This window comes from Streptomyces sp. NPDC053755, assembly GCF_040677675.1.
Taxonomy (GTDB): domain Bacteria; phylum Actinomycetota; class Actinomycetes; order Streptomycetales; family Streptomycetaceae; genus Streptomyces.
In genome coordinates this window covers 53,186-74,222 of record NZ_JBFASK010000017.1, presented here as the reverse complement: position 1 = coordinate 74,222, position 21,037 = coordinate 53,186, and the positions used below count along the sequence as shown (strand labels likewise).

The 21,037-nt window shown below is 72.3% G+C and carries 19 protein-coding genes; 7 read left to right on the top strand and 12 right to left on the bottom strand.

Going from position 1 to position 21,037, the window contains the following annotated elements:
- Positions 1-121: 121 nt before the first annotated feature.
- Entirely contained in the window at positions 122-604 is a 483-nt protein-coding gene (locus AB0K65_RS18165; RefSeq protein WP_365717574.1) for a nitroreductase family deazaflavin-dependent oxidoreductase, read from the bottom strand.
- Complete coding sequence (locus AB0K65_RS18160; RefSeq protein ID WP_365717572.1) at positions 583-1,881, bottom strand: acyl-CoA dehydrogenase family protein; 1,299 nt, start codon at positions 1,879-1,881, stop codon at positions 583-585. Before AB0K65_RS18160 ends, AB0K65_RS18165 begins: the two co-directional genes overlap by 22 nt.
- 134 nt (positions 1,882-2,015) lie before the next feature.
- On the opposite strand from AB0K65_RS18160, the gene AB0K65_RS18155 reads away from it, so the two are divergent.
- From AB0K65_RS18155 to AB0K65_RS18140, 4 genes are all read left to right on the top strand, one after another.
- The gene (locus AB0K65_RS18155; protein ID WP_365717570.1) at positions 2,016-3,200 is read left to right on the top strand and encodes an acetyl-CoA acetyltransferase; all 1,185 of its coding nucleotides are present in this window, start codon (positions 2,016-2,018) and stop codon (positions 3,198-3,200) included.
- 269 nt (positions 3,201-3,469) lie between these two features.
- The gene (locus tag AB0K65_RS18150) at positions 3,470-6,811 is read left to right on the top strand and encodes a hypothetical protein (RefSeq protein WP_365717568.1); all 3,342 of its coding nucleotides are present in this window, start codon (positions 3,470-3,472) and stop codon (positions 6,809-6,811) included.
- A gap of 38 nt (positions 6,812-6,849) precedes the next feature.
- Entirely contained in the window at positions 6,850-7,509 is a 660-nt protein-coding gene (locus AB0K65_RS18145) for a pyridoxal 5'-phosphate synthase (protein ID WP_365717566.1), read from the top strand.
- A 41-nt stretch (positions 7,510-7,550) separates the two neighbouring features.
- Positions 7,551-7,799: an SCO4226 family nickel-binding protein gene (locus tag AB0K65_RS18140; RefSeq protein ID WP_365717563.1), complete on the top strand. Its 249-nt coding sequence runs from the start codon at positions 7,551-7,553 to the stop codon at positions 7,797-7,799.
- A gap of 142 nt (positions 7,800-7,941) precedes the next feature.
- On the opposite strand, the gene AB0K65_RS18135 is transcribed toward AB0K65_RS18140, so the two are convergent.
- Positions 7,942-9,879: an AMP-dependent synthetase/ligase gene (locus AB0K65_RS18135; RefSeq protein ID WP_365717561.1), complete on the bottom strand. Its 1,938-nt coding sequence runs from the start codon at positions 9,877-9,879 to the stop codon at positions 7,942-7,944.
- Between the two features lie 255 nt (positions 9,880-10,134).
- Between AB0K65_RS18135 and AB0K65_RS18130 the strand changes: the two genes are divergently transcribed.
- Positions 10,135-11,151, top strand: coding sequence for a MaoC/PaaZ C-terminal domain-containing protein (locus AB0K65_RS18130; RefSeq protein WP_365717558.1), 1,017 nt, complete (start codon positions 10,135-10,137; stop codon positions 11,149-11,151).
- Here the strand turns inward: AB0K65_RS18130 and AB0K65_RS18125 are convergent.
- From AB0K65_RS18125 to AB0K65_RS18095, 7 genes are all read right to left on the bottom strand, one after another.
- Entirely contained in the window at positions 11,120-11,770 is a 651-nt protein-coding gene (locus AB0K65_RS18125; RefSeq protein ID WP_365717556.1) for a TetR/AcrR family transcriptional regulator, read from the bottom strand. The genes AB0K65_RS18130 and AB0K65_RS18125 overlap by 32 nt on opposite strands.
- A 182-nt stretch (positions 11,771-11,952) precedes the next feature.
- Positions 11,953-13,278, bottom strand: coding sequence for a dicarboxylate/amino acid:cation symporter (locus tag AB0K65_RS18120; protein ID WP_365717554.1), 1,326 nt, complete (start codon positions 13,276-13,278; stop codon positions 11,953-11,955).
- Between the two features lie 360 nt (positions 13,279-13,638).
- The gene (locus AB0K65_RS18115) at positions 13,639-13,932 is read right to left on the bottom strand and encodes a DUF4229 domain-containing protein (protein WP_365717552.1); all 294 of its coding nucleotides are present in this window, start codon (positions 13,930-13,932) and stop codon (positions 13,639-13,641) included.
- A 57-nt stretch (positions 13,933-13,989) separates the two neighbouring features.
- The gene (locus AB0K65_RS18110) at positions 13,990-14,514 is read right to left on the bottom strand and encodes a GNAT family N-acetyltransferase (protein WP_365717550.1); all 525 of its coding nucleotides are present in this window, start codon (positions 14,512-14,514) and stop codon (positions 13,990-13,992) included.
- Between the two features lie 110 nt (positions 14,515-14,624).
- A complete protein-coding gene (mqnE, locus tag AB0K65_RS18105) occupies positions 14,625-15,788 on the bottom strand; it encodes an aminofutalosine synthase MqnE (RefSeq protein WP_365717548.1) in 1,164 nt (387 codons plus the stop codon).
- A 93-nt stretch (positions 15,789-15,881) separates the two neighbouring features.
- The gene (locus AB0K65_RS18100; protein WP_365717696.1) at positions 15,882-16,337 is read right to left on the bottom strand and encodes an Lrp/AsnC family transcriptional regulator; all 456 of its coding nucleotides are present in this window, start codon (positions 16,335-16,337) and stop codon (positions 15,882-15,884) included.
- Positions 16,338-16,498: 161 nt separating this feature from the next.
- Positions 16,499-17,185: a UbiX family flavin prenyltransferase gene (locus AB0K65_RS18095; protein ID WP_365717547.1), complete on the bottom strand. Its 687-nt coding sequence runs from the start codon at positions 17,183-17,185 to the stop codon at positions 16,499-16,501.
- Between the two features lie 92 nt (positions 17,186-17,277).
- Between AB0K65_RS18095 and AB0K65_RS18090 the strand changes: the two genes are divergently transcribed.
- Positions 17,278-17,883 carry a rhomboid family intramembrane serine protease gene (locus tag AB0K65_RS18090; RefSeq protein WP_365717546.1) on the top strand — a complete coding sequence of 202 codons (606 nt, stop codon included), beginning with the start codon at positions 17,278-17,280 and terminating at the stop codon, positions 17,881-17,883.
- A gap of 18 nt (positions 17,884-17,901) precedes the next feature.
- Here AB0K65_RS18090 and mqnP read toward each other — a convergent pair whose 3' ends face one another.
- Both mqnP and AB0K65_RS18080 read right to left on the bottom strand, forming a co-directional pair.
- Positions 17,902-18,804: a menaquinone biosynthesis prenyltransferase MqnP gene (mqnP, locus tag AB0K65_RS18085; protein WP_365717545.1), complete on the bottom strand. Its 903-nt coding sequence runs from the start codon at positions 18,802-18,804 to the stop codon at positions 17,902-17,904.
- Entirely contained in the window at positions 18,801-20,258 is a 1,458-nt protein-coding gene (locus AB0K65_RS18080) for a menaquinone biosynthesis decarboxylase (RefSeq protein WP_365717544.1), read from the bottom strand. Before AB0K65_RS18080 ends, mqnP begins: the two co-directional genes overlap by 4 nt.
- Before the next feature lie 89 nt (positions 20,259-20,347).
- Between AB0K65_RS18080 and AB0K65_RS18075 the strand changes: the two genes are divergently transcribed.
- Complete coding sequence (locus tag AB0K65_RS18075; protein ID WP_365717543.1) at positions 20,348-20,737, top strand: PLD nuclease N-terminal domain-containing protein; 390 nt, start codon at positions 20,348-20,350, stop codon at positions 20,735-20,737.
- Positions 20,738-21,037 lie beyond the last annotated feature (300 nt).

Sequence of the window (21,037 nt, the reverse complement as noted above, 5' to 3'; positions counted from 1 at the left end):
CCCCCACCAACGTCCTGACATCCGTCCTGTCACGCCGACGGCGGCCCCGCCCGGGAGACCACCGTCGGCGTTCCCCTTTTCCGGGGCCTCCGCGAGGGGTCGACCGTCACCCCGCCTCCGGTCACTCCCCGTGGTGCCCCCGCGTCAGACGGAAGAGCCTGATCTCCCGCTCCACCCTCGCCTGATACGCCGCGTACGGTGGCCAGAAGCCGAGCGCCGCCCGCCAGGCCGCCGCCCGTTCCTCCCCCGCGAGCAGCTCGGCCCGCACCGGGATCGCCTCCCCCCGCCAGCTGATGGAGGCGTCCGGATGCCGCAGCAGGTTCCCGGTCCAGGCGGGGTGCCCCTCCCGCCCGAAGTTGGACCCGATGAGCAGCCAGGTCCCGCCGGGCTCCGGCATGCAGGCCAGCGGCGTCGAGCGGGGAAGCCCCGACTTCGCTCCCCGTACGGTGAGGATCACACCGGGCAGCATCCGCGCGCTGAGCAGCACCTTTCCCCGGGTGAGCCGGTGCACGGCCCGGTCGAGCGCCGGGATGACGTGCGGTGCGACCCTCGCGAACGCCCGGGTGGCGGACACCCGCTGGATCAGACGCGTGCCGACGGCCATGACGTCCCCACCCGCCTTCCGCCGCCGTCCCCGTCCCGGCCTCCGCCGGCCCCGTCCCCGCGGATGCCCCCGGCGCCTTCGCGGGGCCCGCCACCGGGAGGCCCGGAGTCGCCGAAGAGCCCCGTGCGCTCCGCCGCCCGCGCCCGGAGCCGTCGCGCCGGGCCGAAGAGCAGCTCGTCCGCCGTCGCCCGCTTGAAGTACAGGTGCGCCTCGTGCTCCCAGGTGAAACCGATGCCGCCGTGCAGCTGGATCGTCTCGCCCGCCACCGCCCGCAGGGCCTCCAGGGCGGCCGCGAGGGCGAGCCCGCCCAGGCCGCCGTCCGCGTCCGGCTCGCGTGCCGCGCAGTACGCCAGCGAGTGCGCCGCCTCCACCTGGACGTACAGGTCGGCGAGCCGGTGCTTGACCGCCTGGAAGGAACCGATCGGGCGGCCGAACTGTTCACGGGTCCCGACGTGGTCGACCGTGCGGTCCAGGGCGGCCCGTGCCGCGCCGATCGCCTCGGCCGCCACCATCACCGCCGCCGCGCGACCCGCGCCGGCGAGCGCCCCCGGCACGTCGACCGGCTCCTCGCCCAGCAACTCCGCCTCGACGTCACGCAGGTGCACGGACGCCTGCGAGCGGGTGAGGTCGAGCGTCGGCTGCCGGTGGCGCACGACTCCGGCGGCGTCCCCGCGCACCAGGAACAGCAGCGTACGGCTGCGCGCGAAGCCGCCGGCGTGGGCGGCGACGAGGAGCAGCCCGGCGCTGTGCCCGTCGAGGACCTGCGCCGCCTCCCCGTAGAGCCGCCAGCCGCCGTCGGCCGTCCGCGCCTGGACGCCGCCCGCCCGGCCGCCGCCGGCCCAGGAGCCGTCCGCGTCGTCACCGGTCAGGCCGAGCGCGAGGGCAAGGGAGACACCCGGGACGACGAGGGCGCAGGTGAGGCTGCCGTCCGCGAGGGAGGGCAGGAGGGCGGCGCGCTGCCCCTCGGTCCCGAGGGCCGTGATCAGGGGGGCGGCGAGGCCGGTGGTGGCCAGGAGTGGCGAGGGGGCGAGGGCCCGGCCGGTCTCCTCGCAGGCGAGGGCGAGCTCGGCGAGCCCGCAGCCCACGCCTCCGTACGCCTCGGGGAGGGTGAGGCCGGGCAGCCCGAGTGTGGTGGACATCCGGTGCCACAGGTCGGTGTCGTACCCCTCGGGGGTCGCGACGGCCGCGCGGGTCTCGCGCGGTCCGGCCCTCTTGGCGAGCAGATCCCGCACAGTGCGGCGGATCTCTCGCTGCTCTTCGGTGACGGCGGCGTGCATGGGGCTCCCCTCCGTATCTGACGGCCCGTCATATTAGGCCCGGGTGACGCGGATGCACAGAGCCGGGACGGACGGATCCCGCCGGACGGCACGAGGGGGCTCGCCCCCACCTGATCTGATGTACCGTCAGATTCATGCCCACCACTTCACGGAACCGCACCGGGCGCCGCGTCGCCGTCGTCGGCATATCCCTCTCCGACTGCGGCCGCGTCGACGGGGCCACCCCCTACTCCCTGCACGCCCAGGCCGCCCGCCGCGCCCTCGCCGACAGCGGGCTCGACCGCGCGCTGATCGACGGCCTCGGCTCGGCGGGCCTGGGCACCCTCGCGCCGGTCGAGGTCGCCGAGTACCTGGGCCTGCGCCCCCGCTGGGTGGATTCGACCTCCGTCGGCGGCGCCACCTGGGAGGTGATGGCCGCCCACGCCGCCGACGCCATCGCCGCCGGTCACGCCAACGCCGTCCTCCTCGTCTACGGTTCGACCGCCCGCGCCGACATCAAGGCCGGGCGCCGCACCTCCAACCTCTCCTTCGGCGCGCGCGGCCCCCTGCAGTTCGAGGTCCCCTACGGCCACACCCTCGTCGCCAAGTACGCGATGGCCGCCCGCCGCCACATGCACGCGTACGGCACCACCCTGGAACAGCTCGCCGAGGTCGCCGTCCAGGCGCGCGCGAACGCCGCGCACAACCCGGAGGCGATGTTCCGCGACCCGGTCACGGTGGACGACGTGCTCGGCGGCCCGATGATCGCGGACCCCTTCACCAAGCTGCACTGCTGCATCCGCAGCGACGGCGGCTCCGCGGTGCTGCTCGCCGCCGAGGAGTACGTACCGGACACGGCCAAAGCCCCCGTGTGGATCCTCGGCACCGGCGAGCACGTCTCGCACACCACCATGTCGGAGTGGGAGGACTTCACCGTCTCCCCGGCGGCGGTCAGCGGGCGGCTCGCCTTCGAGCGGGCGGGCGTGCGGCCGGCGGACGTCGACCTCGCGGAGATCTACGACGCCTTCACGTACATGACGCTGGTCACGCTGGAGGACCTGGGCTTCTGCGCGAAGGGCGAGGGCGGGGCGTTCGTCGAGAAGGGCCGGCTGACGGTGGGCGGCGGGCTCCCGGTGAACACGGACGGAGGCGGCCTGTCCGCCTGTCATCCCGGGATGCGGGGCCTGTTCCTGCTGGTGGAGGCGGTGCGGCAGCTACGCGGGGAGGCGCCGGGGGCCCAGGTGCGACGGGCGGACGGCAGCCTTCCGGAGCTGGCGGTGGCCTCGGGCACCGGCGGATGGTTCTGCTCGTCCGGGACGGTGGTCCTCGGCCGGGGCTGAGGAGCCGCGAGGACCCGGGCCCGGCGAAGCCGGAGAGACCCGGAGCCCCGCGCCGCCGTTTGAACGAGTTCGAATGGGACTTCCGAGGCGTCTGAGGCCGCTGTTACGATCCAGGTCCCGGCGGGGGCCGGAGGAGCGGCCGCGCGAACGGCCGCCGGGAAGCCGCAGAGGCCACCTCGTCACGTGCCCCGCCCACGCCGGTCCAGGCATTCATGGGGAGGGACCCACCCTTGCAGTCCTTGCATCGCCCTGCGCGCACGCGCGCGACCGTGGCCGCGGCCACCGCGTTCGGCATCGCGGCCGGCCTGTGCGTGGCGGGCGGCGCCGTCACGCCCGCCGTCGCCGACGAACCCGCCGCGAACGAGATCGTCGTCCCCGACCCGGGGAGCTACACCCCGCGCGCGGACCTGCTGAAGCACGCGGGCTCCACCGGCTACGCCCACACGCTGCAAGGCACCGGCACCGTCTGGACCGACTACGCGACCGGCACCCACACCCCGATAACCGCCGACCAGGCCGCGGGCCACTCCGGCCTCTCCGCCGCGCTCAGCGGCGAGCCCTTCGACCAGCCCCGCACGGTCACCGTCACGGACCTGGCCACCAAGGCCCAGAAGACCGTCACGCTGCCCGGCGGCCAGGTCTGGGCGAAGGCGTACAACGCCGACACGGCCGTCTCGTACGCCCAGGACGCCGACGGCGGGCTCGTCTCGCTGAGCCTGTGGCAGGCGGCGGCCGAGGGGGCTCCGGTGGAGCGCCCCGTGGCGGGGACACCCGCCGCCACCGGCCCGCTTGTCGTCCTCGAACAGGACACCAAGGGCGCGGTGATCCGCGTGAAGACGGCCGACGGCACCCACCTCTACCTGCTCGACTACGCCTCCGCCACCCTGAAGCGGCTCCCGGACTCCCTCTCCCCGACCGGTTCCGTCGTCCTGGGCGAGCGCCACGTCGCGGCGCACGCGGCCTTCGGCGAGCAGGTGCTCTCCGTCCCGCGGGACAACCCGGCCGCGAGCCCGGTGACGACTCCGCTGCCCGTGGCGACCGCCACCGAAGGCCCCGGCACCCTGTTCACCGTCGTCGGGGACTCCCTGCTCTTCCAGCGCACGCTGACCTCCCCGCACAACGAGTTCGAGCGGGGCAACGGCGTCCGCGCGGTCCCCCTCGGCGGCGGCACGGCCACCGACCTGCTCTGGCGCGCCGAGGAGGACGGTTTCGTCATCGCGCCCGACGGCAGCGTCCTCGTCGCCGGCGGTGACAGGGCCCGCGACTGGGCCGTCCGCCGCGTCACGGCCGGCACCGGCGGGGCGGCGCCGCAGGTCACCACCGTCGCGAAGGTGCCGCAGATCCCGGCGACGTACCGCGGCATCGCCCTGGGCGGCGGGCGTCTGAGCTACCTCGCCGACACCGAGTCCTACGGGATGACCGGCCTCCACGACGTGGACACCAACTCCGTCTTCTCCACCACCGCGAGGCTGCGGACCAAGGCGATCTCCCCGCGTGCCGGCCTCGTCTCCCTCGGCGACGGCTACACGGCCTACGCGGAGGGCAACGCCGTCCACTCCCCCCTCACCGCCACGTCGACCCGCATGGCAAGCCTGCCGGGCCCTGGCGAGGTCCTCGACGGCGCGGGCCGGTATGTCCTCGTCCGCAGCGGCGGGACCACCTGGGTCGCCGACCTGGAGAACCACAACGTCTCCACCCCGGACGTGCCCGTCACGCTCACCGACCCGGCCGTCGCGCTCTGGGACGCCACGGTCTGGAAGCCCGCCCCGACCACCGGGCAGGTCAACGGCTACGACCTGGCGACGAAGACCACCTCCGCCGCCGTCGACCTCGGCTCGGGCTGCAAGCCCACCGAGCTGCAGGCGGTCGGCCGCTGGCTCTACTGGGCCTGCGGCGCCACGAAGGCGGGTGTCTACGACCGGACGCTGAAGAAGAGCGTCCCGGTCCCGACCGGAGAGGCCCTGCTCGGCGACGGCTTCGTCGTCCGCCACGAGGGCGACACGCTCCGGCTCACCGACGCCACGACCGGGCAGACCACGGACTTCGCCGACCTGCCCGCCTCGGCGTCCGGCTCCGGCCGCCGCGCCACCTGGACCGTGGACAGGTTCGGCGGCGACGTCGCGTACGTCGACGCCCAGAGCCGCATCCACGTCAGGAAGGTCGAGCTGCCCCGGCAGCCGATGACCACCCTGCGCTCCTCCGTCCCCTCGGTCCTTTCCTTCAACGGCCTCGCCGGCGTGGAGCCGGAGGCGTCCTGGTCGCCCGTGTGGCGGTTCTCCCGGGCGATCGGCGACTGGCGGATCGAGATCAAGGACGCCCAGGGCCGGCTCGTGCACAGCACCGGCGGCGCCGTGGGCGACGGCGCCGGCGTCGAGACGAGCTGGAACGGCAAGGACACCACGGGCCGCGGTCTGCTCGACGGCGACTACACCTGGTCGCTGCGGGTGCTCCCGGTCGGCGGTGTCGCCCCCGGCGACGAGAGGACGCTGACCGGCACGGTCCGGCTGGAGGGCAGCTCGCTGACGTCCGAGCCGGGCACGTACCAGCCGATCACCCCGACGCGCATCATGGACACCCGCAGCGGCCTCGGAGTGCCCCAGGGCAAGGTGGGCGCGGGCGGATGGGCGCGGCTGAAGGTCACGGGCGTCGCGGGCGTCCCCAGCCTGACCGTCACCTCCGTCGTCCTGAACGTCACCGCGACCAACGCCACGGCGGCGAGCTTCGTCTCCGTCTACCCCGACGGCACACCGGTCACCAGCGCCTCCAACCTCAACTTCAAGGCGGGCAAGACCGTCTCGAACCTGGTGAAGGTGCCCGTGGTCAACGGGCACGTCGACTTCTTCAACAAGAGCGGCGACGTCGACCTCATCGCCGACATCGCCGGCTACTACACCAGCCGCTGGGGCGCCTCGACGTACCAGCCGGTCACCCCGCGCCGTCTGATGGACACCCGGGCCGGGCTCGGCGTCCCCAAGGCCAAGGTCGGCGCGGACCGGACGGTGACGCTCGCCGTCAGCGAGCCCGGCGCCACCGCCGCCGTGCTCAACGTGACCGCCACCAACGCGACGGCGGCGAGCTTCGTCTCCGTCTACCCGTACGGGACCACCCGCACCGCCGCTTCGAACCTCAACTTCACCGCCGGCCAGACCGTCCCCAACCTGGTCATCGTCCCGGTGAAGGACGGCAAGGTCACCTTCTACAACCGGGCGGGCACGGTCGACCTGATCGCCGACGTCGCCGGGTACTACAAGCTCGGGGACACCGCCGCCCGCTTCACCGGCATGCAGCCCAAGCGGCTGATGGACACCCGGGCGGGGCTCGGAGTGCCGAAGGCCAAGGTCGGCGCGGGCGGCACGGTCAGCCTGACCGTCGGGGCGAAGTACACCGCCGTGGTCATGAACGTGACGGCGACCAACCCGACGGCGTCCGGCTTCGTCTCCGTCTACCCGTACGGGACGACCCGCACCTCCGCCTCGAACCTCAACTTCACCGCCGGCCAGACCATCCCCAACCTGGTCATCGTCCCGGTGAAGGACGGCAAGGTCACCTTCTACAACCACGCCGGCACGGTCGACCTGATCGCCGACGTCGCCGGGTACTACACCCGCTGATCCACCCGCCGGATCCCGCAGGGCCTCATGATGGCGCCATGGACACTTCGCGCTTTCAGGAGGCCCTGCGGTCGTCGCGGGTCTGGGACACCGAGCTGCCCGCCTTCGACCCGGACGGCGCCCCCGCCGGGCCCCTGGAACTCTTCCACGACTGGTTCGTCCAGGCCGTCGACGCCGGGGCCGTCGAGCCGCAGACGATGTCCCTGGCCACCGTCGACGAGGAGGGCCGGCCCGACGCCCGGATCGTCATGCTGCACGGCGCCGACGAGCGCGGCTGGCACTTCGCGTCGCACGCCACCAGTGCCAAGGGCCGCCAGCTCGCCGCCCGCCCCGAGGCCGCGCTGGTCTTCTACTGGCCGAAGCTGGGCCGCCAGGTGCGCCTGCGCGGCAGGGTGACGACGGGGACGCCCGAGGAGGCGTATGCCGACCTCCACGCCCGTACCACCGGAGCCCTCGCCTCCGCACTGGTCGGGCGGCAGAGCGAGGTCCTGCCCTCCCTGGAGACGCTGGCCGAGGCGAATGCGGCCGCCTGGCAGCGGGCGCACGCCGAGCCGGAGGCCGAGGCGAAGACCTGGACGCTGTACGTCCTGGAACCGGCCGGGATCGAGTTCTTCCAGGGCGACGAACAGCGCCGTCACATCCGGCTGCGCTACCGCCGGGAGCCCGCGGGCTGGTCGCGGGAACTGCTCTGGCCGTGACCCCGGAGGGGGCGCACCATGGAGGTGGAGGTGTGAGAACCATGGGAATGTACATGGATGTTCACCGCGGCATGACGGGAATCACGGCTGATCAGCTCAAGGAGGCCCACGAGGCCGACCTCGCCATCGAGAAGGACGAGGGCGTCCACTTCCAGAAGGCGTGGGCGGACCCGGAGTCCGGCACGGTGTACTGCCTGTCCTCGGGCCCGTCGGCCGAGGCGGTCCAGCGCATCCACGAACGCACGGGCCACGCGGCGGACGAGATCCACCCCGTGACGCTGATGGTGTGAGGGAGCACCGGCGCGCGGTGGGGAGGGAACACCGGCGCCCGGTGTGAGGAAGTCCCGGCGCCTGGCGTGCTCGGCGCCTCGCGTGTCCGGCGCCCGGTGTGAGGAGTGCCGACGCCCGCCCCGTCGGTGCGGCGCCGCGCGCTCACCCGGGGGCGTCGTCCCCGTCGTCTCCCCCGCCCCCCTCGTACATCGCGTCGATCTCGCGCGCGAAGTCGCGCAGCACCGCGCCCCGCCGCAGCTTCAGCGACGGTGTCAGGTGTCCGGCCGCCTCGGAGAACTCGGCCGTCAGGACCCGGAAGGCGCGGATCGACTCCGCCCGGGACACCAGCCGGTTCGCCTCGTCCACCGCCCGCTGGAGGACGGCGAGGAGTTCCTCGTCCCGGGTGAGTTCCCACAGCGCGAGATGGTCCTTCCTCCGCATCCGCCGCCAGTGGGTCGCCCCGTCGTGGTCCAGGGTGATCAGGGCCGTGATGTACGGCCGTCCCTCGCCGACCACCACGCACTGGCTGACCAGCGGGTGGGCGCGGAGCCAGTCCTCCAGAGGGCCCGGCGCGACGTTCTTGCCGGCCGAGGTGATGAGGACGTCCTTCCTGCGGCCGGTGATCCGCAGATAGCCGTCCGCGTCCAGCGAGCCCAGGTCCCCCGTGGGGAACCAGCCGTCGTCGGTCCAGGGCAGGGCCACCCCTCGCTGGGAGTCCCAGTAGCCGGCGAACACGTGGCCGCCCCTGAGCCAGACCTCGCCGTCGTCGGCGATCCGCACCGCCGTGCCGGGCAGCGGCCAGCCGACCGTGCCGGTGCGCGGCCTGAGCGGAGGGGTGACCGTCGAGGCGGCCGTCGTCTCGGTGAGGCCGTACCCCTGAAAGACCGCCACCCCCGCCCCGGTGAAGAACTCCGAGAGCCGCGCGCCGAGCGGTGATCCGCCGCAGATGACGTACCGCACCCGGCCGCCGAGCGCTGCCCTGATCCGGCGGTAGACCAGCGGGTCGTAGAGCGCGCGGGCCGCCCGCAGTCCGAGGGAGCGCTCCTTCCCGTCCCGCTCCCCGTCGTGCCCGTACTTCCGGGCGACCCGCGCCGCGCGGTCGAACGACGAGGCCCGCCCGGCGCGTTCGGCGGTGGCGCGGGCGGAGTCGTACACCTTCTCCAGGACGTACGGGACGGCCGGCAGGAACGTGGGCCGGAAGCCGGCCAGGTCGCGCAGCAGGTCGTCGCCCTCGACGGACGGCGCGTGCCCGAGCCGCACCCGCGCCCGCACGCACCCGACCGCGACCATCCGTCCGAAGACATGGCTCAGGGGCAGGAAGAGCAGGGTGGAGGCGGGCTCGTCGCCGGCGGCCGAACGGAAGACGGGGTGCAGGAGTTCGACGGCGTTGTCGACCTCGGCGAAGAAGTTGGCGTGGGTGAGCGCGCAGCCCTTGGGGCGGCCGGTGGTGCCCGAGGTGTAGACGAGGGTGGCGATCGTCTCGGGGGTGAGCAGTCCGCGGCGGGCGGTCACGGCCTCGTCGGGGACGTGGGCCCCGGCGCGGCGCAGCCGGTCGACGGCGCCGCCGCCGACGACCCAGAGGTGGGCCAGGCCGGGCAGCCCGCGGCGCTCGCCGGAGATCATCCGGGCCTGGGCCATGTCCTCGACGACACAGGCGGCGGCGCCGGAGTCCTGGAGGATCCAGCGGGCCTGGAAGGCGGAGGACGTGGGGTAGACCGGGACGGTGATCAGACCGGCGGCCCAGGCGGCGAAGTCGAGCAGGGTCCATTCGTAGGTGGTGCGCGCCATCAGGGCGAGCCGGTCGCCGGGGCGGAGACCGGCGGCGACCAGCCCCTTGGCCACGGAGTGGACCTGGGCGGCGAAGGCGGAAGCGGTGACATCGGCCCACGCGGTGGCGCCCGGGCGGTCCCCGTCCTCCTGCCTGCGGCTGAAGACGACGGCGCCCGGGTCCTGGCGGGCGTTGTCGTAGGGAATGTCGGCGAGCGAGCCGCGCGGGACCCGGGGGGCGAGGGGAGGCAGGGAGACCTCCCGCACCCGGCCGTCGACGACCGTCTTGCGGGGCTCGACGGGCGGGGTCGGTGAAGAAGTGGCGACGGGCACGGAGCGGCTCCTCGGTCTCGGTCGTCGAGATGAACTGAGGTCGTGCGTCGGTACGTCTTCGCCGGGCTCGAAGGAAGGTGCCGGTCAACGGCGGTACGGTCCGCCACCCGGGCACGGGGGTCTCCCGCGCCGTACGGCGCGCCGGCGGCGTCGGTCCCCGGACGGGCGCGGGTGGCGCCGCCTCTCGACCCGCTGCTGACTCTCCAGTAACTTTACTGCACGGTAAATCACGGCTCCAGAAGGGGAGTACGGGACATGACGGGACGCTCACGGCAGCCGTCCGGCCTCCTGTCGCTGGCCGGGGCGGTGATCCGCTCCCCCTTCGCGAAGGTCCGATCCGACGCCCGGACATCCGGGACCCGGATCGTCCGCGCCCCCCTGCCGATCGACCCGGACCACCTGGCGCGCTACGCCCGGATCTGCGGGTTCCGGTACGACGGGGGCGCGCCACCGCCGCTGACGTACCCGCACGTCCTCGGCTTCCCCTCGGCGATGCGGCTGATGACGGCCCGGGACTTCCCGCTGCCGCTGCTCGGGCTCGTCCACACATGGATCACGGTCACCCGGCACGCCGACTGGTCCGCGGCCGACCGCCCCGAGATCACCGTCCACGCCGAAGGGCTGTCCCCGCACCGCCGGGGCACCGAGGTCACGATGGTGACGGAGGCCCGTCTGGCGGGACAGCTGGTGTGGGAGTCCCGCAGCGGCTACCTCGCCCGCCACGACAGGCCGTCGGACACCGGGGCAGGGCCCGCGCCGGAGGGCCACGACCCGTCCCCCGACACCGGGGCAGGGCCCGCGCCGGAGGGCCACGACAGGACCGAAGCCACAGCGACGGCCCGTACGCGGGACGCCCACGACCGCCCCGGGGACACCCCCGCGCCCCGTACGCCCACCGCCGCCACGCCGGCGGAGGCGGCCGGACCCGGCCCGACCGCCGAGTGGCACCTGGCGTCCGACCTCGGCCGCCGTTACGCCGGGGTGTCCGGGGACCGGAACCCGATCCACCTCCACCCGCTCACCGCGCGCGCCTTCGGCTTCCCCCGGACCGTCGCCCACGGCATGTGGACCTTCGCCCGCTGCCTGGCGGAGCTCGATCCGGACGGCGGACGCCCCTCGGCGCGGGCGGATTTCAAGGCCCCGGTCCTGCTGCCCGGCACGGTCACCTACGCGACCGACGGCCAGGGCCACTTCCGGCTGCACCGGGGAGGGCGGACGCACCTGACCGGCTTCGCCGGACTCAACGCGGCGACCAGCGCTCGTTCTTCATGAGGTTGCCGAGACCGGCCCACGAGAAGTTCATCAGCGTCGCCGCCGCCTCGCGGGCCGTCATCCCGGGCGTCCCGTTGGCCCACCCCGCCAGCGACTCCGCCGCCCCGGCCAGGGCCTGCGCGAGCCCGGCCACGTCCCGCTCGGCCAGCTCCGGATCGCGGTGGGTCTCGCGGTGGGTCTCCTTCGCCGCGGCACCGATCACCGTCCCCACGTACGCCACGATCTCGGCCCGCATCCGCGCCGCCTCCCCGGCGAACGGCTCCCCCTGGATGTGCGCCTGACGGCTCAGCACCGCCCAGCCGTCCGGATGCTCCGCCGTGTGCGTGAAGAAGGCGAGCAGCCCCGCCCACAGCTGCTCCTCGGCCGAGAGGCCGGGATCGATGGCGGCCGCCACGGCATCGAGCAACGCCTTGGCCTCGCGCCGGATACAGGCGGTGAAAAGGTCTTCCTTGGAGTTCAGGTAGAGGTAGACGAGCGGCTTGGAGACACCGGCGAGCTCGGCGATGTCGTCCATGGACGCGGCCTGGTACCCGCGCTGCCCGAAGGTCTGCACGGCGGCGTCCATCATCTGCCGCTCCCGCACGGCCCGCGGCAGACGCTTCGCCTTCGAGGCACCCACGTCGGACATCCTTCCACCCCCGCTTGCTGATTGCGGGGTAGAGCCTACGTGCCGCACCGGCCGGTCGGCCCCCGCACCGGCGGCCCGACGGCGGGCGCCGCGGGTGACGCGGATCCTGGAACGCCGTGATGCCCGCACCCCCATGAGGGGCACGGGCATCACGAGGGCGGTTCGCGTGAGCGTTACGCGGCGATGGCCACCGGCTCGCGGGTGCTCTCGCGCTCGTCGACCGGCGACGGGGACGCGGAGTCGTACTTGTCGAGGTCCAGGATCTTCTCGCGGGCGGCGACGACGACCGGGACCAGGGCCTGGCCTGCGACGTTCGTTGCCGTCCTCATCATGTCCAGGATCGGGTCGATCGCCATCAGCAGGCCGACGCCCTCCAGCGGGAGGCCCAGCGTGGAGAGGGTGAGCGTCAGCATGACCGTCGCGCCGGTGAGGCCCGCGGTGGCCGCGGAGCCGACGACCGAGACGAAGGCGATCAGCAGGTAGTCCTGGATGCCCAGCTGGACGTCGAAGATCTGCGCGATGAAGATCGCGGCGAGCGCCGGGTAGATCGCGGCGCAGCCGTCCATCTTGGTGGTGGCGCCGAACGGGACGGCGAAGGAGGCGTACTCCTTCGGAACGCCGAGGCGCTCGGTGACCTTCTGGGTGACCGGCATGGTGCCGACCGAGGAGCGGGAGACGAAGGCCAGCTGGATGGCCGGCCAGGCACCCTTGAAGAACTGGAGCGGGTTGACCTTGGCGACCGTCGCGAGCAGCAGCGGGTAGACGCCGAAGAGGACGAGCGCGCAGCCGATGTAGACGTCGGCGGTGAAGGTCGCGTACTTGCCGATCAGCTCCCAGCCGTAGTCGGCGATGGCGAAGCCGATGAGGCCGACGGTGCCGATCGGGGCGAGGCGGATGACCCACCAGAGGGCCTTCTGCAGCAGCTCCAGGACGGACTCGGAGAGGGTCAGGATCGGCTGGGCCTTGTCGCCGAGCTTCAGCGCGGCGACACCGGCGACGGCGGCCATGAAGACGATCTGAAGGACGTTCAGCTCGGTGAACGGCGTGATCACGTCGGTCGGGATGATCCCGGTCAGGAAGTCGATCCAGGTGCCCTCGCGCTTCGGCAGCTTGCCGTCCTGCGGGGTGAGGCCGGTGCCGGCGCCGGGGTTGGTGAGCAGGCCGATCGCGAGGCCGATGGCGACCGCGATCAGTGAGGTGATCATGAACCAGACGAGGGTCTGGGCGGCCAGCCGGGCCGCGTTGTTGACCTTGCGCAGGTTGGTGATCGACACCAGGATCGCGAAGAAGACGAGCGGGGCGACGGCCAGCTTCAGCAGCTGGACGAAGATGTCGCCGACCTGGCCGAGGGTCTCCTTGAGCCAGCCGATGTCCTGGCTGCGGGCGAGCCAGCCGAGCAGGACGCCGAGGACGAGACCGGCGACGATCTGGGCCCAGAAGGGGATCTTGGGTATGCGGGACGGGGACTTCGTCACGGGCGCGGACGCGGACGCGGACACAGACACACTCCACAGGTGCGTATCGGGGTAATACGGGGACGGGGGTGCGGTACACACGCGCTCAGGCGGTACCGCTGCATGATGCCGGGGTCAGAGCTCGCGGCAACAGACCGCGGACATACAGCGGCACAGATCGACATGCAGGCGCGCCACGAGCGGAGTGCTCACGGCATCGAGGAGTCGCACTGCTGTCTTCATGCCGAACACGTTAACACTTGAACTTTGAGAACCTCAAAGCCCTTCTTTGAGGGGCCGCCACCCCCGCGATGCCTGGGAAACACAGAACACCCCGGTCAGGAGCCTTGGAAGCTCCCGTCCGGGGTGTGCGGGTCTGTAGCTGTGAAATACCTTACGCGGCTTTTACGAGGCGTCTTCCCGGGACCGGTTCGCCTCCAGGCGGCCCTTCGCGTGGTCGACCTTGTCCGCGATCCTCGCCGACATCTCGTCCCGCTGGCGGCGCAGCAGCACGAAGCTGAGCGGCGCGGAGATCAGCATGGCGAGGGCGAGGACCCAGAGCAGGTTGGAGTCGCCGAGGCCGCGGGGCAGGACGCGGAGGTAGACCAGGCCCCACAGCGCGAGGAAGCAGCCGGCGAAGATGCCGATGCGCAGGAGGGTGTACCGGAGGGTGGCGGCACCCGTTCCGTTCTCGGCCACGTCGGCCCCTTTCTCAGCTTCACTGGGTGCTTCCAGTGAAGCATGGGACGAAACGGATCAAGTCAGCGGGAGGAGCATGACGATGTCGTCACGGTCGTCCCCCTCGGCCACGCGGATCGCGCCGGGCACCCGTCCGACCTCCTTGTACCCGCAGGAGGCGTAGAAGCGGTCGACGCCCGTGCCGCCCCGGCAGGTGAGCCGGATCGCGTCGATCCCGCCGAGGCCGCGGACCTCGCGCTCGGCGGCGGCCATGAGGTCGCGGCCGTAGCCCTTGCCCTGATGGGAGGGGTGGACCATGACCGTGTAGAGCCACACCCAGTGCCGCATGAGCCGGTGGGTGTTGTGCGCGACGAAGGCGGTGGCCGCCACGGTCCCATCCTCCTCGCGGCCGAGGACCAGGCGCATCCGCCCCTCGGCCATGGCGGCCAGGTGCTTGACCAGTTCGGGCCGCACCTCCTCGACCGTCACCGGGGGCACGAAGCCGACGGCGCCGCCCGCGTTGGAGACGTCCGCCCACAGGCGCAGGATGCCGTCCCGCAGCGCCGGGGTGACCGGGGGGTCCAGCTCAAAGGTAAGGGGCATAAGCGAAGGCTAGCCATTACCCCACCGGGCCTCAAGAGGTGTCCGCACGCCGGACGGCCGTGGCGCGCGCCTCGCGCGCCACGGCCGTCCGACGGGGAAGCGGCGGGAGGTCAGACCCGCATCGGCTGCGGCGACTCCCGGAGCCCGGCGTCGGGGCCGGGGTACTCGCGGATGATCTCGTATCGCGTGTTCCGCTCCACCGGACGGAAGCCGGCGTCCCGGATCAGTTCGAGCAGATCGTCGCGGGTGAGCTTGTTCGGCGTGCCGTAGTTGTCGGCGTCGTGCGTGATCTTGTACTCGACGACCGAGCCGTCCATGTCGTCCGCGCCGTGCTGGAGGGCGAGCTGGGCGGTCTGGACGCCGTGCATGACCCAGAAGACCTTGACGTGGGGCACGTTGTCGAAGAGGAGCCGGGAGACCGCGAAGGTCTTCAGGGCCTCGGCGCCGGTGGCCATCGTCGTGCGCGCCTGGAGCTTGTTGCGGACCTTGCCGTCCCGCATGTCCACGAAGTCGTGCTGGTAGCGGAGCGGGATGAAGACCTGGAAGCCGCCGGTCTCGTCCTGGAGCTCACGCAGCCGCAGTACGTGGTCGACGCGGTGCCGGGGCTCCTCGATGTGCCCGTACAGCATCGTCGAGGGGGTCTTGAGCCCCTTCTCGTGCGCGAGCCGGTGGATCCGGGACCAGTCCTCCCAGTGCGTGCGGTGGTCCACGATGTGCTGCCGGACCTCCCAGTCGAAGATCTCCGCGCCACCGCCGGTCAGGGACTCCAGGCCGGCCTCGATCAGCTCGTCGAGGATGTCGGAGGCGGACATGCCCGAGATCGTCTCGAAGTGGTGGATCTCGGTGGCCGTGAACGCCTTCAGCGAGACGTTCGGCAGTGCCTTCTTCAGCTCGGAGAGCGAGCGCGGGTAGTAGCGCCAGGGAAGGTTGGGGTGGAGCCCGTTGACGATGTGCAGCTCGGTGAGGTTCTCGCCCTCCATCGCCTTGGCGAGGCGGACGGCCTCCTCGATGCGCATCGTGTACGCGTCCTTCTCGCCCGGCTTGCGCTGGAACGAGCAGTACGCGCAGGACGCGGTGCACACGTTCGTCATGTTGAGGTGCCGGTTGACGTTGAAGTGGACGACGTCACCGTTCTTACGGGTCCGGACCTCGTGGGCCAGGCCGCCGAGCCAGGCCAGGTCGTCGGAGTCGTAGAGGGCGATACCGTCCTCACGGCTCAGCCGCTCACCGGCGCGGACCTTCTCCTCCAGCTCGCGCTTGAGCCCAGCGTCCATGTACGGCCGCCTCCCATGTATCCGACGTAAAACAGGCTCCACCACCGTACTCCCCCGCTCTTCGGGCGAGGGGACCCCCATGGACGCTCCGCGTCAGTCCTCCTCGGGCAGGTCCCCGACCCGGTTCTCCCACTTGGTGGAGAGCACGATCGTGGTGCGGGTGCGGGAGACGCCCTTGGTGCCGGAGAGGCGGCGGATCGTCTTCTCCAGGCCGTCGACGTCGTTGGCGCGCACCTTGAGCATGAAGGAGTCGTCGCCCGCGATGAACCAGCAGTCCTCGATCTCGGCGAGGTCCTTCAGCCGGCGCGCCACGTCCTCGTGGTCGGCCGCGTCGGAGAGGGAGATGCCGATGAGGGCGGTGACGCCGAGACCGAGCGAGGCGGCGTCGACGGTGGCGCGGTAGCCGGTGATGACGCCGGCCGCCTCCAGGCGGTTGATGCGGTCGGTGACGGAGGGGCCGGAGAGCCCGACGAGCCGGCCGAGTTCGGCGTACGAAGCCCTGCCGTTCTCGCGCAGAGCCTGGATGAGCTGCCTGTCCACGGCGTCCATGAGTATGAAGCCTTCCATTGTCCAGCGATACCGCGAATTTAGGTATGAAATCTAAGGTACACAGGATGGGTCACCCTGTGATCTTTCATGATGAGGAAGAGTGACGGAGAGGTCGGAGGAAGCGCGGAGGAGCGCGGCGGGGTCCGCGGCGCCCCGGCGCCCTAGTCGGGCCGGGAGGCCCCTCCGAGCTCGCCGTCCCAGCGGCGGTACAGGTGGTGCGGTACGCCGACCGCGTCGAGGGCGCGCCCGGCGACGAAGTCCACCAGGTCCTGGATGTGCGTCGCCCCCGCGTAGAACGCCGGGGACGCGGGCAGCACCACGGCGCCCGCCTCGTCCAGCGCGACCAGGGCCTTGAGCGTCTGCCCGCTCAGCGGGGTCTCCCGCACGGCGACCACCAGCGGCCGGCGTTCCTTGAGCGTCACGCTCGCCACCCGCTGCAACAGGTCCTTGGACAGGCCGAGCGCCACGCCCGCCACGGAGGCGGTCGACGCCGGCACGATCAGCATGCCCTTCGCCGGGTACGACCCCGAGGAGGGGCCGGCGGCCAGGTCCCCGGCCGCCCAGTACCGCACGTCGCCCAGGTCGCGCACGTCCTCGGCGAAGGTGTCCGGCTTGCCGTCGGCTCCCCTGGCCAGCCAGGTCGCCAGGTCCTCGCGCCAGTGAGCGTCCCGGAAGGCGATCCCTGTCTCGTCGAGCAGCGTCAGCCGCGACGCCCGCGACACGACCAGGTCGACGCTCTCTCCCGCTGCGAGCAGTCCTCGCAGCACGGCGGCGGCGTACGGGGTCCCCGACGCCCCGGACACCCCCACCACCCAGGGACGACGCTGCTGTTCCTCTACCGGCTCCACACCCACGAGCCTATCCGGCCCGCTCCTGACGGAACTGAGTAAGGTGTCCCGGACGTTTCCCGGGGGAAGCGCACGACCGCAGGGGGGCTGCGATGACCGACCCGCACACCCGTGGCTGGACCGGCGCCGACCGGGGCAAGGCCGCCGCCAAGATGATGCTCGTCTGGGTGGGCGCCCTGTGGCTGCTCGAAGCCGTCGACCACGCCGCCGGCCACGCCCTCGACGCGTACGGCATCGTCGCGCGCGACCCGGACGGGCTGGGCGGGATCATCACCGCCCCGTTCCTGCACTTCGGCTTCGACCACGTCGCCTCCAACAGCGTGCCGCTGCTGGTCTTCGGCTTCTTCGCCGCCCTCGGCGGCATCCGCCGCTTCCTCGCCGTCTGCGCCCTGATCATCGTCGCCGACGGCCTGGGCGTCTGGCTGCTCTCCCCGACGGACTCCATCACGGCGGGCGCCTCGGGCCTCGTCTTCGGCCTCTTCGGCTATCTGGTGGTCCGCGGCTTCGTGGAGCGCAGGATCCTGGGCATCGCCGTGGGCGTCACCATCGCCGCGATCTGGGGCGGCACCATGCTCCTCGGCGCCCTGCCCAGCGACGGCGCCGTCAGCTGGCAGGCCCACCTCGTCGGCCTGGTGACCGGCGTGGGCGCGGCCTTCCTCTTCCGGCCGGCCCACCGGAGCCCGGCGCTCACTCCCTGAGCCCCCAAGCCCCGGGCGCTACACCGTCAGGCCGCGCACCATCAGGTCGAGCAGCGCGCACACGAACAGCGAGATCCCGATGAAACCGTTCGTGGTGAAGAACGCCCGGTTCAGGCGGGACAGGTCGTGCGGCTTCACGATCGTGTGCTCGTAGCAGAACGCCGCCACCACGATCGCCAGGCCCACCCAGAAGAAGAGGCCCGCGCCGGTAGCCAGGGCGTACCAGACCAGCAGCCCCGTCGTCACGGCGGCGGAGGCCCGCGCGCCCCACAGCGCCGCCGGGATGCCGAAGCGGGCGGGGACCGACTTCACGCCGTGGGCGCGGTCGGCCTGGACGTCCTGGCAGGCGAAGATCAGGTCGAACCCGCCGATCCAGACGCCGACGGCGAGCCCGAGGATCACCGCGTCCCAGGACCACTCGCCGGTCACCGCGATCCAGGCCCCGATCGGCCCGATGGCCTGCGCGAGGCCCAGGATCGCGTGCGGGAAGTTCGTGAACCGCTTCCCGTACGGATAGATCACCATCGGCACCACCGCGAGGGGCGCGAGGGCCAGGCACAGCGGGTTCAGCAGCGCCGCCGCACCGAGGAAGACGACGACCGCGACCCCGGCCCCGGTCCACGCCGACCGCACGGACACGGCGCCCGTGACCAGCTCGCGGCCCGCCGTGCGGGGGTTCCGGGCGTCGATCTCCCGGTCGATGATCCGGTTGCAGGCCATCGCGAAGGTCCGCAGCCCCACCATGCAGACGGTGACGAGGAGCAGCGTGAGCCAGTGGACGCTCCGGTCCAGCCGGAACATCGCCGTGAGCGAGGCGATGTAGGCGAACGGCAGCGCGAAGACGGAGTGCTCGATCATCACCAGGCGGAGGAACGCCTTGGTGCGTCCGGGCGCGGGGACGGCGGCGGCGGTGCCGGTCACAGGCCGTACTCCTTCCACCGGCGGTCCACGAGGGCGGCCGTCGCCGGGTCCGACTCCACCATGTCGGGCCAGCCGCCGTCGCGGGTGTAGCCCTCCTCGGGGAGCTTGCGGGTCGCGTCGATGCCGGCCTTGCCACCCCAGAACTGCTGGTAGGAGGCGTGGTCCAGATGGTCCACCGGGCCTTCGACGACCGTCAGGTCACGGGCGTAGTCGGTGTTCCCGAGGGCCCGCCAGGACACCTCGTGCAGGTCGTGGACGTCGCAGTCCTTGTCCACGACGACGATCAGCTTGGTCAGCGACATCATGTGCGCGCCCCAGATGGCGTGCATCACCTTCTGCGCGTGCTTCGGGTACTTCTTGTCGATCGAGACGATCGCGCAGTTGTGGAAGCCGCCCGACTCGGGCAGGTGGTAGTCCACGATGTCCGGGACGATGATCTTGAGCAGGGGGAGGAAGAAGCGCTCCGTCGCCCGGCCCAGCGGCCCGTCCTCCGTCGGCGGCCGGCCCACCACGATCGACTGGAGCAGCGGGCGCCTGCGCATGGTCACGCAGTCGATCCGCAGGGCCGGGAACGGCTCCTGCGGCGTGTAGAAGCCGGTGTGGTCGCCGAAGGGTCCCTCCGGCAGCATCTCGCCCGGCTCCAGCCAGCCCTCGATCACGACCTCGGCGTTCGCCGGGACCTGCAGCGGCACCGTCTTGCAGTCGACCATCTCGATCCGCTTGCCCTGCACGAAGCCGGCGAAGAGGTACTCGTCGATGTCGCCGGGCAGCGGCGCCGTCGAGGCGTACGTCACGGCCGGCGGGCAGCCGAAGGCGATCGCGACCGGCAGCCGCTCTCCGCGCTCCGCCGCCACCGCGTAGTGGTTGCGGCTGTCCTTGTGGATCTGCCAGTGCATGCCGATGGTGCGCTTGTCGTGGCGCTGGAGACGGTAGAGCCCGAGGTTGCGCACGCCGGTCTCCGGGTGCTTGGTGTGCGTCAGGCCGAGGTTGAAGAACGACCCGCCGTCCTTCGGCCAGGTGAAGAGGGCCGGCAGCGCGTCCAGGTCGACGTCGTCGCCGGTGAGGACGACCTCCTGCACCGGGGCGTTCTCGGACTTCACCTTCTTCGGCGGCACGTGGACCATCGAGCCGAGCTTGCCGAAGGCCTCCCGGACCCCGACGAAGCCGTGCGGCAGCTCCGGCTTGAGCAGGCCGCCGATCTTCTCGCTGATCTCGCCGTACGACTTCAGGCCGAGTGCCTTGAGGAGCCTGCGGTCCGTCCCGAAGACGTTCATCGCCAGCGGCATGGCGGAGCCCTTGACGTTCTCGAAGAGGAGCGCCGGGCCTCCCGCCTTGTTCACCCGGTCGACGATCTCCCCGACCTCGAGGTACGGGTCGACTTCGGCCTTGATGCGCTTGAGGTCGCCTTCGCGTTCCAGAGCCCTGAGCAGCGAGCGGAGATCGTCGTAAGCCATAGGGGTCAGTATCCGCCACCGGCTAGGCTGGGCTCGTCACCGGGGCCGTCGAAACGGGCTCCGCCATTGCTTCCAGGGGGCCGTCCCACATGCTCAGGGCGCTGATGTACATCCTGCCGCTGGCGCTGACGATCTATGCCTTCATCGACTGCCTCAACACCCCCGAGGACGAGGCCAAGCACCTGCCGAAGGTCGTCTGGGTCATCATCATCCTCCTCTTCTGGATCGTCGGACCGATCGTCTGGTTCGCCGCGGGCAAGATGCGCCGTGCTCCCGCCGGAGGCCGCACGCCCTCGGAGTGGCACCGCAACCACCGCCAGGAGTGGGTGGCCCCCGACGACAACCCCGACTTCCTGGCCTCCCTGCGCGAGGAGAACGAGAAGGACGAGGCCGTCCTCAAGGACTGGGAGGCGGACCTGCGCCGCCGCGAGGAGGAGCTGCGCAAGCGCGAGCAGGGCGACGACGGGGAGAAGCCCTGACGCGGAGCTCCGGCTCCCGGCCGCCTTCGAGGAGGCGGCCACCGCCCTCTCCCCCGCCCGCGCCGCCGCCGGGCGGGCGTACGCCCGGTGGCGCGTGACGGGTCGGATCAGGGCGCCCTCGCGCGGGTGAGTCCGAGGGCCCGCCGGTGTCGGTCCTCGTGGCCACGACGCCGGGGACCGGGGCCGGCCGGCCCACGGGCCGGCGGGGCGTCCTGCCGCCGGGGCCGTCGCCGGGTCCGCCGGAGGCTCCCGGCGGTCGGCCGGAGCCGACGGAATACCCCCGCGCGCCGGGAGGTTGGA